The sequence below is a fragment of the Streptomyces sp. NBC_01426 genome (assembly GCF_036231985.1).
Classification (GTDB): Bacteria; Actinomycetota; Actinomycetes; order Streptomycetales; family Streptomycetaceae; genus Streptomyces.
In genome coordinates this window covers 607,106-621,154 of record NZ_CP109502.1, presented here as the reverse complement: position 1 = coordinate 621,154, position 14,049 = coordinate 607,106, and the positions used below count along the sequence as shown (strand labels likewise).

Below are 14,049 nucleotides of genomic sequence, written 5' to 3'. Positions count from 1 at the left end.
GACGGTGAAGCTCTCGGACCGGAACACGGCTCGCCTCTCCCGTTCAGGACGCCGCCGCCGGCGCGGCCTCGGGCTGGGTGTCCTCGGCGGCCGCCCCCTGCGCCTTGCTGCCGGCGCCGCGCCGGCGCGTACGGATGACCGCCCGCGCCGACCGGAACAGGGCACGGACCAGCCGCCACAGGCCGACCGCGCCGCAGCCGACTGCCGCTGCGCTGGTGCCCAGGCGCGCGACGGTCGCCAGCCATCCCGGCAGATGCAGGTAGCCCAGCGTCAGCGACGTGCCGATCAAGCTCAGGCTGAGCACCATGAGGACACTGCTGTGCCCGATCACCCCCCAGGTGCGCTTCAGTTCGGCGTAGGCGTCCGGATGGGCCTCCCGCCACAGGACAGGCCGGTCCAGCTCGTGCTCACTCATCGCGCTCTCCATTCGTCGCATGCTGCGTTCCTTCGTCGGCGCCGCCCAGGACCTCCCGGGCGTGGCGCAGTCCGTGCCCCAGCTCCTCCAGCTCCAGCCGCACCTCGTCCAGCAGTGCCCGGGGCAGCAGCTCTTCCGGCAGCGCCGGCCTGGCCGGCGACGCGGGCGCACGGTCGTCACGGATCGCCGACTCCACCGCTTCCTCCTGCCGCTCGACTGCGGACCGCTCGATGCCCGGGGCCGCGAGCCGGCCGGCCAGCTCGGCGCGCACGGCGTGATGCAGCCGGGCGGCTTCCCGGACAGCATGGGTCCACCGGTCCCGGTCCGCTCCGAAAGGCAGCGGCTGTGCGGCCGGCCTCATCGCCGGGCCGCCTCGGCCGGGCAGGATTCCAGCGCGGTGCGCAGGGCCGCCTTCTCCGCCGGCGTGACCGACAGGCGGTACTTGGTCTTCACACGGACCTGAGCGGTCGCGTACCAGCAGTGGGCCTCGGCCCGCGGGGGCATCCACACCGAGGCGTCCTTGGCACCCTTCGCGGCGTTCGTCGGACCGTCGGCAGCAACCAAATTCGCCGGGTCGTTCGCGTAGTTCAGCCTCTGCGCGGCGGTCAGCTCCCGGGCCCCCGAGCGCCACCCGAGGGCCAAGGGGACCACGTGGTCGATCTGCACGGCCATGGACGTACCGGGGCCGCGCTTGAAGGCGATCGTCCGGCCCGTGTACCCGTCGTGGAGAACGCCGGAGAGGACGGTGCAGCCGTCCTCGGCCCGAACGACGTCCTCCAGGTCGCGCGCCAGGACGTCCTGGCGCGTCGGACAGGAATTCCCCGACATCTCGACCGTGCCCGCATCGCTCCACGCCGGTCCGAAGGCGTCGCGGCTGTAGCCGTCGAGGGAGATCTGCGCCCGGACCGTCAGCTTGTTCAGCTGGGCCAGCACGGGCGCGCCTCCGGCCGCGGCCGGACCACGAGCGGGGGCGGCATCGGCGGTGGAGCCGGGGGCGGTGAGGGGTCCGCAGGCGGAGGCGGCGAGCGCGCCGGCGAGCACGAGGCCGGCGGCCAGGAGGCGAGGGGCCATGTAAGGGAGTCCTGTTCGGGTCGGAGAAGGCACCGTTCACCTGCTACAGGTGTGGCGGGGACCGCCGGTGTGACACTCCGCCCGAACTTTTATGGGCTCCTTCAGCCGAGCGTGCCCTCGAAGGTGACCTTGGAGCCGCCCGCGTCGACTGCCTCGACCGTCACCGGGCCGCCGACGGCCGCCTCCGGAACACGGAAGGAGACGGTCTGCGTAGCGGTGCGGTACGGGGCGATCGCAGCGTCGCGGTACCCGTACACCGGGCGGACGGTGGCGGCCAGGTGCAGGTCCTGGCCGGTCAGGATCCGCAGGGTGGTGCCCAGGCCGCGCATCGGGTCGGCGGATCGGTTGACCACGCTGAGCTCCAGGCTCCCCGTGCGCGAGGCGCCCTCGCCGCTCACCGTCACCTTGCCCACGCGCACCTGGCCGCTCCACTGCCCAAGCGGCGTGACCGACGGCCCGGCCGGCGCGCCCTGCGGCGCCTGGGTGTCCGGCGAGGCGGCGGTGCCCGGAAGGGCGCCTTCGAAGAAGAGCAGCTCCGGCTCGGCCAGGCCCTCCTCGGTCGCTTCCACGGTCACGGTGACCGGCAGGCCCTGGGCCTGATCGGGAAGCACCAGCTTCAGGTCCCGGTCGACGGACCCGTTGGGGCGGACCTGCTGCGGTTCGTCCTTGGAGGAGGACGTGCTGCTGCCGGCGGCTTCGGCAGCCGTGCGCCCGAGAGCTCCATACCGGGCGGTGACGGCGGTCCGCGGCGCGGTCGCGACCTGCGCCCGCTGGTTGGCCACGGTCACCCGCGCCGTGTACGCGCTCGAGCCGGCCGGCACGCCGGGCACGGTTCCGGCCGGCAGCCGCAAGAAGCCCTGCAGCGTCACCGTCCATGCTCCGTCGCCGACCGGCAGCGCGGTTCCCGGCTTCACGATGCCGTGCGGCAGCACCGTGGAGGACGAAGGCCGGGCCGCTGGGGCGCTGTTCGTCGGCTTGCCGTCGGCCTTGGGATCGCTGTCGGAGCCAGCGCAGCCGGAGATCAGCAGTGCCCCGGCCACGAGCACGGTCGGAAGGGTGTGGCGCAGGCGCACGGACATGGTTCCCCCTGTGTCAGGTACCGGATCTCGGTCGAGGGGGATCATGCCAAAACGCGTCCGGCCGGGGCCGGACGCGTTGGTGAGGGGTGTCTGATTCGGGCCACCCGCAGTTTGTGCGGGCTGCGGGCTACAGCGTGATGGGGATGGGGACCAGGAAGTACTCGGTGTCGCCGACGCGGACACGCAGCGGGTGTCCGGGCGAGAGGTTGAGCAGCCGATGGTGCACGGTCGCCGGGGAGTTGCGCACGGACAGGGCGGGCTCCAGAGCGGCACGGACGGCGGCGCGGGAGGTGTCGGACAGCGGGTTGCGCTCGGCGATCTCCGCGCATTCGTCGAGCTGGGCGTCGGTCAGGTCGGGGCCGAAGCCCTTGCGGAGGGCTTCGACGGCGACGGCCGGGGCCAGAACTGCCCGGTTGTGGTCGCGGCATACGTGGCCGGGCGTGCCGTGGGGCTGGAAGTGACGGGCGGTGCCGATGGAGGTCATGGGGACTCCTGAGTGGTGGGCGGTGTCAGTGCTCGCGGATCGTCGCGGTCTCGGCGAGGGTCAGGACGTGCGCGGGGAGGGTCGGGCGGCCTTCGGTCATCGCCCGGTACATGCGGTGCACTCCGTCGATCAGCAGGCGAGCCGGGCCGCTGTCGAACTCCAGGGTGGCGATGATCACCGGCTGTTCGAGGTCGGTGCGCATGGCGTGCTCGGCGCTGAAGTGGGACTGGTCCGGGCCGAAGATCGGGCACCAGGAGGGGCCGTCGTAGTCCGGCCTGAGCAGGCTCAGGTGGTAGGCCGCCGACCAGTCGGCTACGGAGGTCTGCTCGGTGGGCCGGGGGTGCTCCTCCAGGAGGCGCATGGCCCGGTCGATGTCGAACACCCAGTTTCCGTACTTGAACATCTGGCGGGACGGGATGGTCACGGTTCCTCGCTGACGGGTCGGGGATCGGGGGATGGGAGGGGGCGGCCTGCAGTGGCTGACGGTCATGGGGGCCGGTCGTTCGCCGCCCCGGAGCGAGTCCGGGGCGGCGAGAGCCGTGTCAGCGCGGGCCGAGCGGGATGACCAGGACGCCGACGTGAGGCAGGTCCATCTCGGCCAGCAGCCGGGCGGCCCTGCCACCGGGGCTGGTTGAATCGCTCGGGTCCAGTCGTATGGCGCCCCGGTGGGGGCCGCGCGCGGGGGTGAGGTACACCGTGTTCTCCGGTGCGTTGCGCTCGAAGACGCTGACGGTGGCGTAGTCGAACCCTCCGAGGTTGGGGTACCGCTCGGCGACGGCCGCAGACATGGCGGTGACGAGTTCGGGGCTCGGCGAGGCGACCGAGAGGGGGAGGGGGGTGCGGCGCGGCCGGATGCGCAGAGCAAGGGCGCGGATCAGGACGCTGAGGACGCCGAGGCCGAAGCCGAGGGCGAGAGAGGCTGGCTGGATCAAGGTGGGCTCCCTGGGATTGCGGCTGGTGGCGGAGCGTGAGCTCTAGGCGTCGGCCGTGGTCACGGCGGCGTGGACGAGGCGGGCGAGCCCCCGGCGACGCTGGCGCTTGGTCAGCCCCTGGACGCTTCCGGCGTTCTCGTGTCCGGCGGCGGCGGTCAGGCCGGAAACGAGGGCGTGGACCAGTTCCTTGCCCTCGTCGTCGGGCGTGGTCGTCTGGGTGGTGGCCGCCGTCAGGGCACGGACGACGGGCCGGGTGGCCGCGAAGTACGCCTTGACGAAGCGGGGGTCCCGCTCGGCGGCGACGGCGGTCAGCACGCGCATGACCGGGAGGTGATCGCTCCAGCCGTCGAGTACTGCGTCGACGAGCCGGGCGGCGCCGGGCAGTCCGTCCGAGGACCAGGAACCGTCCTCGAAGGCGTCGAGCGCCGCCTTCGTCTCCGCGACCAGGAACCGGGACGCTTCGAGGACGACGCCCTCGACGTCGGGGAAGTACTGGTAAAACGTCGCGGGCGACGTGCCCACCGCCCGGGCGATGTCCAGCACCTTGATGTCGCGGTAGGACCGGGTGGCGAGGAGTTCGAGCGTCGCCTCCATCAGGCTCTGGCGGGTCCGAAGTCCGCGTTCGGTGGGTACGCGGCGGTCGGGGGTGCGGGTCACGACAGGGGTAGGCACAGTCGTCTCCTGAGCTGGAGGAAGGGAGGGGAGTGGTCCAGGTCTGGGGCGCCGGTGGACGCCGGACCCGACGTGCAATCACATTACACATTGGAACGTTAATACGCAACACAATTGGTGTGGGTGTCTCAGTAGTCCCCGCCCTCGACCTGTGCTCGCGCGGCCTTGGCGGCCGCGTCCCCGGACTCGGCGCGGAAGGTGTCGATCCACCGGGTGAAGTCGGTCTCGTCGCTGTCCAGTTCGACAGCGGCAGCGGCGTGCTCGCCCGGAATGACACCGGCGACCAGCAGCGCGTCGGCTCGGTCGTACCGCAGACCGAAGACCGTGAACACCTCTCCCGTGCCGGGCGGCTCGACCTGCGCAGGGGGGCCGTCCGGGTCCAGGCCGACGCTGGCGAACATCTCCTCCACGGCGCCGGCCAGCTCCGCAGCCTCCGGCCGGTGCCCGGGACCGGTCTCACGCAGGGAGCACCACACGCGGAACAGGGACGCGACGGCCGAGCCGCTCGTGGTGGCGGGGTCGAAGTGCAACATGACGGTCTCTCCGAAGACTTGAGGGGGAGGGCGTGCCGGGTGATCGCCCGGCACGGTGCGACAGGGGGAGTTGTCACACGTCGGGCTGCGGCGCCTTCGGGGCTCGGGCGGACATGCGGTGCGTAAGGGCATGCGCGCCGGCGAACGCCGCCCCTGCGCCAAGGGCCAGGTAGTCCGCTGCCCGTCCGCGCAGGACGAGTGCGTCACCATGGCCGAGCAGCAACACGGTGCAGACGGCGAAGGCTCCGGTCACCAGGGCGGCGTCCAGACCGGCCGCGGCAGCGCCCCATGCCCAGCGGGCGTGAGCCGGGGCGGCTTTGCGCTCGTCCCGCCTGCGCAGGGCGGCGCAGGCCCGGTTCCGGGCGAGCCGGCGCGTTTCGACGACAAGGACAGCGAGGGGCACGACGAACAGCCACATGACGGGCTGCTCCAGCAGGATGCCGCAGCCGGCGAGCAGCGCGACCAGGCCGTAGACGGTGTGCAGCGGCTGGCAGCGGCGGTGCTGGTGCGTACGGGGGCGGAGGTCTTCGGACATGGCTCTCCTCGGTTGAAGATGATCGGGAGTTCGGCTTTGTGAATGGGCCAAGGGGTGCTCTGGCCGGGCAGGCAGGGCCTGCCCGGCCAGAAGATGGACGACTACGCGTCTGCGGTGCGCTGGGACTTCGCCGAGGGGCGGACCCGGGCGCGGCGCAGCCGGTCGGACCACGGCGCGTCGGCGGGCCCCACGGGGTGCTCGGGGATGGTGATCTCGTAGTGCGGGCAGCTACCTTCCTTGGCCGTCTCCAGGGCGGCGTGCCGGTGGGGATTCGGGCACTGCCGGCGCTCGTGCTCGCCCCTCCAGTAGCGGACCGTCAGCGTGTGGCCGGACCCGCTCTCGCGGGGATGGCTGGGCCGCTGCTCCTGGAAACGCTCGCCCGCGTCCGGATCGACCCACCAGTTCTCGACCTGGCCGGAGTCGTGGATGCCCCGCCGCCGTTCGGCCTCGCGCTTGCTGGGCTTGAGCTGGTGGACCTGGTGGGAGAGGACCCGCACCGTGGTCCGCTTGTGCTGGGTCAGCAGCTCCCACAGGGCGCGCACGTGGCGCGTCATCAGCTCCTGGCAGCCTTGGCGCGCCGAGCCGCTGCGGTACCGCTCGGGGTTGTCCGGGTCGCGCAGCCGGGCCTCCGGCTCCAGGGCCTCGCCGGGGCGCGCCATCAGGGTGTCGTACGGCGAGAACGGCAGCTTCAGCAGCGACTCGTCACACGTCAGCGGAGTGACCCATGTCCAGGGGACATCATCGTGCGGGGGCTCCACCGGCTCCAGGTACCGGTCGGGCCGGACAAGGAACCAGCCCTCTTCCGTCCGGGGCGACCACGGGCCCCATACGTAGCCGACGATGCGTCGGCCGTTGGGAAGGTCCAGGGGGGTGTCGAGGAACAGCATCCCGCGCGAGGCGGGGAGGTGGGCAGGATCGAACGGGGTCGTGGCCTTGTCCGCCCGCCGCACCACGCGGCGTAGTGCCATCTGGGCGAGGGAGTCGCCGATCTGGAAGAGGCGGGCGGAGCGCGCTCGGTCGGCTTCCTGTCGCAGCTGCAAGGCAACGGCCGCTTCCGGGCCGTCCGGGTGGCCGTAGGGCGCCAGTCGTTCAGCGTCCCGGCGGTACGCCTTCGCCTTCATCAGGGCGAAGTCGAGGCTTTGGGTGTGGGCATCCACGTACCGGCGGCGCCAGATGCGGATGCGGTGCTCGTCGGGGGTGCCCCAAGCGGCGGAGTCCGAGCCGGTGAGGGCCCCGCCCGGGACCGTGCCCGTCTCGGGGCGAAGCCCCAGTGCCCGGAACCGGCGGACTTCGCCATCGGCGTCGTTCACGACGCCGTCCGTGGTGTCCATGACCGGCCGGTGGTGCTTGTCGTCCGGGTCGAGGGCCCACTCCAGACCTGCGAGCTGTGCCATGGCCGCCCGTACGGTCTCCGGCTCCGTGGACCTGACGAAGTCGGCGAGGAGGCTTTGGACCGTGCTGGCGTACGCGTCGGCCGCCGCGAATCGCAGTACGCGCTTGAGGAACGCCCCGCCCGGGCCGTGCTGAGTACTGGACAGCGCCAGCAGCTCGTCGGCCACCCGCTGGTCGCTCAGCGCCGCGTTCGCCAGGTGGTCGTACATCTGGCGGAAGACGGCCATCTCCTCATCCGCGCCGAGGATGCCGTCGATGGCGTCATGGACCCGCCCGGACTTCGCCGGGGAGGTCTCGCGGCCCTCCGGCGCCCGGAGCAGATGGTCCGCAGCAGCGTGGAGCTCGCGGTAGAGCCGCAGCTGGAGCTCAGTGAGGATGAGGAGATCGGCTCCACCGACAGGGGCCCGCTTGGCTGCCGCAGTGACGCCCGCCAGCAACTCGGAGTCGGATACGTCGGACAGATGGAAATTCATGTCATCCCTACCTGGACACAGGGGACTTGGGGGAAATTCGCGGGTGCTGTGCACCAGGCGATGAGATGACAATACATACTGAAAATGGAATACGCAACGTTGTGGATAAGGAGACGGGCCGCTCCTTCAGGGCCGGTGGCGGGCGCGCAGCCCTGCGCGCCCGCCACTTGGTCCCCTCCGGTCAGGCCAGGTAGTCGGCGACCATCTCGGCGAAGTCCTCCGGCGTGCGAACCTCGACGCCGAGTTCGGCCGCCTTGACCGCCTTCGAACTCGGCTTGCCACCGGCGGACGGCGCCGCGACCAGGATGGACGTCTTGGCGTTGACGCTGCTGCCCGCGCGCCCGCCGGCCTTCTCAATCAGGGAGTTCATCTCGGTCCTCGTGTAGGCCGCCAGCACCCCGGTCATCTTGCCGGTGACCACGACGACCTTGCCCGTCAGCGGCCCTTCACCCACTCCCGCCGAGGGCTCCTTCATGTTGACTCCCGCGCCGATCAGCTTGTCGATGACCGGTGCAAGCGCGGCGACCTGCTCGACGATGACGGGGGCCTTCTCGGGACCGATGCCCTCGACGTCCTGCATCGCGGCTGCGTCGGCCTGACGGATGTCGTTCATTTCGCCAAAGTGCCGGGCGATGCGGCGGGACATGCTGCGCCCGGTGCCGAGGACGCCCAAGGCGCAGAAGACCCGGCTGAGGGGGAGTGCCTTGGCGGCCTCGATCTGCTGGGCGAGCTTGGCGGCCAGCTTGGCGCTTCCGGATGCTGCCGTGAGCTGCTCGGCGGTCAGGGTGAACAGATCGGCGACGTCGGCGACGTCACCGGACGCCACCAAGGCCGCCACGTACGCCGGGCCGAGGCCGTCGATGTCGAGCATGTCGCGTCCAGCGGCGTACTGGATCAGCGCCGGAAGCGCGCACGCGCTGCCCTGCGCGCAACGCCACCTCTCCTGCGCTTTGTTGATCTTTCCGCCGCAGTTAGGGCAGACCTCGGGCAGCGGTACCTCCAGCGCCCCCGCCGGCCGCAGCTGGACCACGGCCCCCTGCACGCGGGGGATGATGTCGCCGGCCTTGTAGACCGTCACGGTGTCTCCGATGTGGAGGTCCCGACGGCGGATGTCAGCGGGGTTGTGCAGCGTGGCCCGGGTGACGGTGGAGCCGTCGATCTCGACCGGGGTGAGGATCGCGGTCGGCGCGAGGACCCCGGTGCGGCCGACCTGCCACACGACGTCTTCCAGCACGGTCTGCCGCTCGACCGCCGCGAGCTTGACCGCGATGGCCCAATGAGGGAAGCGCGAGCCGAACCCGGCCGCCGCCTGCTCCGCCGCGTCGTTCATCTTGATCACCACGCCGTCGATCCCGACGGGCAGCTCCGCACGCATGGCGGCGATCGCATCCACCCGCTCCTGTGCTGCGGCGAGATCCGCGACGACATGGAGCCCGGCCGCGGAGTCCGCGGTGGTCTGGATGCCAACTGCGGCCACGGCCGCGAGGGTTTCCGCATGGGTGGCCCCGGCGGGCAGGTACGCGACCGCGTCCAGCTCGACCGCGCCGTAGGCCCAGAACGTCATCCGGAGACGGTACGGCCGGTCCTTCGCCCTGAGCGTGCCGGCCGTGCCGTTGCGGGGGTTGGCGAAGACCTGCGCGTTGTGCGCGGCACGGACCTCGTTCGCCGTCTCGAACTGCGCCTGGGTAAAGGCGACCTCGCCGCGGACCTCGATGGTGACCGGCTCGGTCAGCTGCTCGGGGAGACCGTCGATCTGGCCGATGACGTGGCTGATGTCCTCGCCGTGACTGCCGTCCCCGCGGGTGATGATCTGCACCAGACGGCCGCTGCGGTACCGGGCCGCCACGGCAGCGCCGTCGATCTTCGGCTCGACGGTGAACCCGCCCTTCGGCGCGCGGGTCAGCCGGCGCTCGACCGACACGCCCCATGCCACCAGGCCCTCGGCGTCAAAAACGTTGTCCAGGCTCAGGAGGCGGGTGGTGTGCGCGACGTCGCCGACGGGCGCGGCCCCGTCGGCGACGAGGCCGGTAGGCGAGTCCGGGGAGACCTCGGCCGGGTGCTCCTGCTCCCAGGCTTGTACGGACCGCCGAAGCTGGTCGTACGAGACGTCGTCCAGGACGCTGTCGCCGTCGCCGTAGTACGTCCGTGAGGCGTCACGCAGAAGCTGGAGCGCGGCCTCGTACTCGGTGCGGCTGGACGCGGCGGACAGCGCCTGAGCGGCGGGAAGAGTCGTCATGAGGGTGATCCTCTCGTAAGGGTCTGACAGTGGTCGGAAGAAAGGGGGCGAGGCCCGGACAGGGGGTCGTCCGGGCCTCGCAGGCCCCGGCCGTCGAGGGGAGTGCACGGCCAGGGCGAGCCGCGCGAAGCGGCTCCTTCGGAACTGGCTTTGTGTTGGCGGCGATGCCCCGCCCTCACGACAACCAATATACACATGGAAATAAGAAGAAGCAACGGAATCGGGGTGGGTTCGCCCAAGCCCCCGACCGGGCCTTCCCGGTTCGGTCAGATCTGGCCGGCTCGTCGGGATGCCCGGTAGCCGGCGGAGCCCCAAGGGCAGGAGACCGCGGGGCATTCCGAGGCCCGGGACCTGCGATTGCCTAGACCGTGTCGCCCTCATCCCGGGTTTCGACGCGGTGCAGCACGTGGGGGGCGATGAGGTCGGCGCCACCGTCTTCCCACCGCACAGCCTGGAAGGCGTAGGGGGTGCCGTCCGCCATGCCGAAGGCGTGCCCAAGTCGTTCGGTTCCCCTGGCGCGCATGACCAGGTGCGTTCCGTCCGCGTAGTAGGTGAGCGCCGGGTCGAACATGGTGGCCGGGCGGGTCACGTCCGACGCCAGGGGGCGCGCCCGGATGACGATGTCCGCGACCTGGTCGGCGTCGATCCCGGGCATGTTCATGCGCCGGTCGGGCTCGACCTTCCAGGACAGGCCGGGGAACAGGCGGTTGACCTGATCCCGGACCCACTGCCATGCCTCGTTCGAGGCTTCCTCGGTGGCCTCGTTCGCCGAGGAGTGCCAGCCCTCGGCGCAGTCGGCGCCCTGTTCACCGAGGAGGGCCATCACCTCGGAGTGAGTGATCTCGTCCGGGAGGGGTGTCCCTGCCTGCAAGCGGCGGACGAGTCGGTGGAAGAGCTGGAAGGCCAAGGACTCGCCGTCCAGGTGGTGGGCGTAGACGATCCGAAGGACCGTTCCGTGTCCTTCGGAATCGGGGACCAGGGTGGCGATGGCGGGCGGCGGCGTCGTGTTGATGGCCATGGGGGTGCTCCGTTTCGTGCGAAGGGCGGAGGGGCGGCGGTAGGCCGCAGGGGGCCGGCCGCCGCCCCTCCGGGGTCAGGAGGGGGGAACGGACTGCCACGGCCAGAACGGCGGGCGGGTCCTGGTGGGGTACAGCACAGGCCGGGCTTGCTGCTCGGCGGTCGCCCGCTCGGCGCGTTCCCGTACCGCTTCCTCCAGGAGCCGGGGGTCGTTCAGCGCGTCGCCGCAGGAGACGGTCACGTGCTGACCGAGCCGCCAGAGCTGGGCGCTCACGGCGCAGCATGCGGCGTTGAGGGGGTCGAGGTCGTTCAGCCACCAGCGGTACTCGGCGGGGTCGGTGCCGAAGAACCGCATCGTGGCGGCGGCGGCCCGGGCCATGGTGCCGGTCCCGGCGGCGGCTTCGAGGAACAGATCGCCGGGCCTGCGGTCGTTGGAGAAGAGGAGGTCGCCCATGTGGTCGGCGGCGACGGCCGGGGTGAAGAACTCGCCGGTCGACTGCCGCTCGCTGTAGCTGCGCATCCGGGTGATGAGCAGGCCGAGGATGTCGTCGGACTCAGCGCGGGCGGTGTCGGAGCAGTACTCCAGCAGCCCTGCGCGGACGAGGACCCGGGCGTAGTCGGACAGGCCGCGGATGTCGGTTTCGGTGGGGTTGGAAAGCCAGTCGTGGAGGGGGCGGGCCGCTTCGGTCAGGTCCGGGTCGTACGTCCAGAAGGAGTTCCAGCCGGCCCGAAGTGCGTCGATGAGCTGCTCGTCGTTGAGAGGGAGCAGGAGCGGGCCGTAGTCGGGGCCGTCCGGCCGCGAGGGGGCGGACAGGGCCAGTCCGGCCAGGGTGCCCACCGCAATGGCCCGGTCGCTGGAGCCGCCGCGGTTGGACGTCCACCAGGCATGCGCGGCGTCGGCTATGGCGTGGGCGTGGTCCCGCCCGCTTTCGGGCGCCATGGCGCGGCGCATTCCGGCGGGCGGGACGCCGTACAGCGTCACGTCGCGTCTCCCGGCCCCTGCGCGATGAGGCGGTCGAGTTCGGCGACGAGCGGCGGCAGGAGGGTCCGCTTGCGTCCCAGGCGGCTGGAGCCGAAGGACTGCAACCTTCCGGGGTGGCCGCTCGGCTGGAAGTCGCTGTCGACAACCCAGGTCCGGTCTCCGGGCATACGGGACAGACGGTAGGCGGCCTTGTTGAGCAGCGTGCTGTGTTCGAAGAGGAGGAGTTCGGCGTACAGGCCGGTGACGTTTCCGGCCTGGCGTTCGCCCAGGACCGGCACGACGCCGGTGTGCTCCACGGTGGTGTCCTCGTCGGTGATGGTGGCGGTGAACGTCCGGGCCGTGCGCAGCGGGGCCAGCGCTCGTTCGGCCGCCTCATGTGCTTCGGGGAACCCGATCGGGTCGGCGGCCAGGCATCGTCCGGCGAGGGCGAGCGGATCGCGGGTAAGGGCCTCGGAGAGCTTGAGGGGAGCGAGTTCGCGCAACAGCGCGTCGCGCCCGAGGGTCACGAGGTACCAGTACTGCTGAGCGCGGGTGGTGGGGATCATCGTGTCCATGGGGGTCCCTTCCGGGGGCGGCGGGCGCTGGCGGGACATTCCGCCCAGCGGGTCAGTTCGGGGAGCGGCGTCGGCTCAGCTGCTCGCCGAATCGGCTTCCTCGGCCTTGAGGTCTTCGAAGTAGTCGCGGGCGCTGGCGACCAAGCCGGGGACGTCGCACCCGAACGACTGGGCCGCGTCCAAGAGCGCCGCGAGCATCCCCGCCTCGCGCTCCGCTCCGGCGGCGACGACGGCGCACACAGCGGTGAGGTGGACGGGGAACGCCTCGCTGCGCAGCTCCTCGGCGGCCTGGTAGAGGTCCCGGGAGCTGACCCGTCCGTCCGTCAGGCAGAAGAGTTGCGCGACCAGATCCCCGATCACGCGGTCGGCGCTCTCCTGGTCGTCGACGACTTGGTCGCCGGGGTGGTTGAAGGCGACCTGGGCCATGGCTTCGGCCGCAAGGACGCCGAGCCGAACGCGCTCGGTCCGCTCGGGCACGGGCAACAGAGTCGTCGGGGCGTGCTGGTTGTACGCCTCCAGCGCCTCGCTGGCCCAGGCCGCGCGGTCCGCGTTGGTGCACTCGCGGACGGGATTCATGTTGATCCCGGCGTTCCGCGCCACGGCGATGCGGGCGGCCTGGCGTGCAGTGATGGGGATGTCCACGGTTGTCCTCTGGGTGAGGGTCGAAGAGTGCGGTCGGTGAGAGCGAATCCGCCGCTCGATCACAGCCACCACATTACACATCGAATAAGCAATACGCAACGTCTTAGGCGGGGCGACGATCATCCGCCCACTTCGGGTACGGAAGAGAGGGCATCCCGAAGACCGTCCTCGACCTCTCGGCCCGGGTCCGCGCGGCGGGCAGCAGATACCGCAGGTTGCCGGGGTGACGAGCGGCGCGGGCGCCGATCGCCGGCAGGATCTCGGCCAGCCAGCGAGCCGGCTCCTCCTCGGGCCGCAGCGGCCGCGCCCCAAGAAGTTCGAGGCGGCGGACGACCCCGCCGCTGCCAGCCTCCCGCCCGGTCACCTTGGCTTTTGACCGTGCGCTGAGTACGGACCCGTCGGGCAGGAAGCACAGGGACCGGGCGGTGCCGCGGCCCGTGAACCGGGCGCCGAGCGCCTGGTAGACGATGCCTAGATGGCCAGGGGAGCCGATCACGACACCCTCGCCGGTGACCCGTCGGCGCGGCATGGGGTCGGCGAAGGAGACTGCTGCGCGCAGCCCGCTCTCCGCCGCGAGCCGCAGGGCTCGGGACACCAGGAACGTCTCCCCGTTGGCCGGGACGGAAGGGCTGACGATCAGTCGGGCCAATTCGGCGCTCTCCGCGTACGGAGCAAGTCCGGGGAAGGGGACGGTCAAAACTCGCTCGTTCATCGGGGAGGCGAGCACCACGGCTCCGACCAGGACGTGCCCGTGCACGGTCTGATCGTCTGGGCCGGCCTCGGCCTCGGTGTCCAGCATCCCGAAGCGTTGGATGGCTGCGGGCCATCCGGAGAGATAGTGCTGTGAGGTGACGTAGCGGCGTGCCGTCTGCTCGTCGATCCGGACGACCTCGTATCGAGCCCTGCGGAAGCCTCCTTCGGAGGCGTGCCGCCAGCTGGGTACGCCGAACGACCACCGCTGGGCATAGCCTCGCGGGTCGCCCGCCACCATCGCCCGCAGCTCACCGGCGCTGGGCATGACCGGCATCCCGT

General features: G+C 71.4%; 17 protein-coding genes. All 17 read right to left on the bottom strand.

From position 1 onward, the window contains the following. Window positions 1–43 precede the first annotated feature (43 nt). On the bottom strand, window positions 44–415 hold the full coding sequence (locus OG906_RS41520) for a hypothetical protein (RefSeq protein WP_249938701.1): 372 nt from the start codon (window positions 413–415) through the stop codon (window positions 44–46). Continuing rightward, window positions 408–776 carry a hypothetical protein gene (locus tag OG906_RS41515; RefSeq protein ID WP_329449044.1) on the bottom strand — a complete coding sequence of 123 codons (369 nt, stop codon included), beginning with the start codon at window positions 774–776 and terminating at the stop codon, window positions 408–410. Before OG906_RS41515 ends, OG906_RS41520 begins: the two co-directional genes overlap by 8 nt. Then, the gene (locus tag OG906_RS41510; RefSeq protein ID WP_329449045.1) at window positions 773–1,486 is read right to left on the bottom strand and encodes an HNH endonuclease family protein; all 714 of its coding nucleotides are present in this window, start codon (window positions 1,484–1,486) and stop codon (window positions 773–775) included. The genes OG906_RS41515 and OG906_RS41510 overlap by 4 nt, the downstream gene beginning before the upstream one ends. A gap of 101 nt (window positions 1,487–1,587) precedes the next feature. Then, on the bottom strand, window positions 1,588–2,565 hold the full coding sequence (locus OG906_RS41505) for a hypothetical protein (protein WP_329449046.1): 978 nt from the start codon (window positions 2,563–2,565) through the stop codon (window positions 1,588–1,590). 127 nt (window positions 2,566–2,692) lie between these two features. Continuing rightward, complete coding sequence (locus tag OG906_RS41500; protein WP_212728693.1) at window positions 2,693–3,049, bottom strand: hypothetical protein; 357 nt, start codon at window positions 3,047–3,049, stop codon at window positions 2,693–2,695. 25 nt (window positions 3,050–3,074) lie between these two features. Beyond that, window positions 3,075–3,473 (bottom strand): hypothetical protein, encoded by a 399-nt coding sequence (locus tag OG906_RS41495; RefSeq protein WP_212728692.1) that lies wholly within the window; start codon window positions 3,471–3,473, stop codon window positions 3,075–3,077. Window positions 3,474–3,591: 118 nt separating this feature from the next. Then, window positions 3,592–3,981, bottom strand: a complete 390-nt coding sequence (locus OG906_RS41490; protein WP_329449047.1) for a hypothetical protein — start codon at window positions 3,979–3,981, stop codon at window positions 3,592–3,594. A 42-nt stretch (window positions 3,982–4,023) separates the two neighbouring features. Then, complete coding sequence (locus tag OG906_RS41485; protein WP_329449048.1) at window positions 4,024–4,653, bottom strand: TetR/AcrR family transcriptional regulator; 630 nt, start codon at window positions 4,651–4,653, stop codon at window positions 4,024–4,026. Window positions 4,654–4,781: 128 nt separating this feature from the next. Then, the gene (locus OG906_RS41480) at window positions 4,782–5,186 is read right to left on the bottom strand and encodes a hypothetical protein (protein ID WP_212728689.1); all 405 of its coding nucleotides are present in this window, start codon (window positions 5,184–5,186) and stop codon (window positions 4,782–4,784) included. A gap of 73 nt (window positions 5,187–5,259) precedes the next feature. After that, window positions 5,260–5,721 (bottom strand): hypothetical protein, encoded by a 462-nt coding sequence (locus OG906_RS41475; protein ID WP_329449049.1) that lies wholly within the window; start codon window positions 5,719–5,721, stop codon window positions 5,260–5,262. A gap of 101 nt (window positions 5,722–5,822) precedes the next feature. Next, complete coding sequence (locus OG906_RS41470) at window positions 5,823–7,586, bottom strand: hypothetical protein (RefSeq protein ID WP_329449050.1); 1,764 nt, start codon at window positions 7,584–7,586, stop codon at window positions 5,823–5,825. A 181-nt stretch (window positions 7,587–7,767) separates the two neighbouring features. Further along, on the bottom strand, window positions 7,768–9,822 hold the full coding sequence (gene ligA / locus OG906_RS41465) for an NAD-dependent DNA ligase LigA (protein ID WP_329449051.1): 2,055 nt from the start codon (window positions 9,820–9,822) through the stop codon (window positions 7,768–7,770). Between the two features lie 361 nt (window positions 9,823–10,183). Next, a complete protein-coding gene (locus tag OG906_RS41460) occupies window positions 10,184–10,840 on the bottom strand; it encodes a hypothetical protein (RefSeq protein WP_329449052.1) in 657 nt (218 codons plus the stop codon). Window positions 10,841–10,915: 75 nt separating this feature from the next. Beyond that, a complete protein-coding gene (locus OG906_RS41455; protein WP_329449053.1) occupies window positions 10,916–11,821 on the bottom strand; it encodes a hypothetical protein in 906 nt (301 codons plus the stop codon). Then, window positions 11,818–12,375 (bottom strand): hypothetical protein, encoded by a 558-nt coding sequence (locus OG906_RS41450; protein WP_329449054.1) that lies wholly within the window; start codon window positions 12,373–12,375, stop codon window positions 11,818–11,820. Before OG906_RS41450 ends, OG906_RS41455 begins: the two co-directional genes overlap by 4 nt. A 75-nt stretch (window positions 12,376–12,450) precedes the next feature. Next, entirely contained in the window at window positions 12,451–13,017 is a 567-nt protein-coding gene (locus OG906_RS41445; protein ID WP_329449055.1) for a hypothetical protein, read from the bottom strand. Between the two features lie 103 nt (window positions 13,018–13,120). Continuing rightward, a complete protein-coding gene (locus tag OG906_RS41440; protein WP_443067516.1) occupies window positions 13,121–14,044 on the bottom strand; it encodes a Mom family adenine methylcarbamoylation protein in 924 nt (307 codons plus the stop codon). Between the last annotated feature and the right edge of the window lie 5 nt (window positions 14,045–14,049).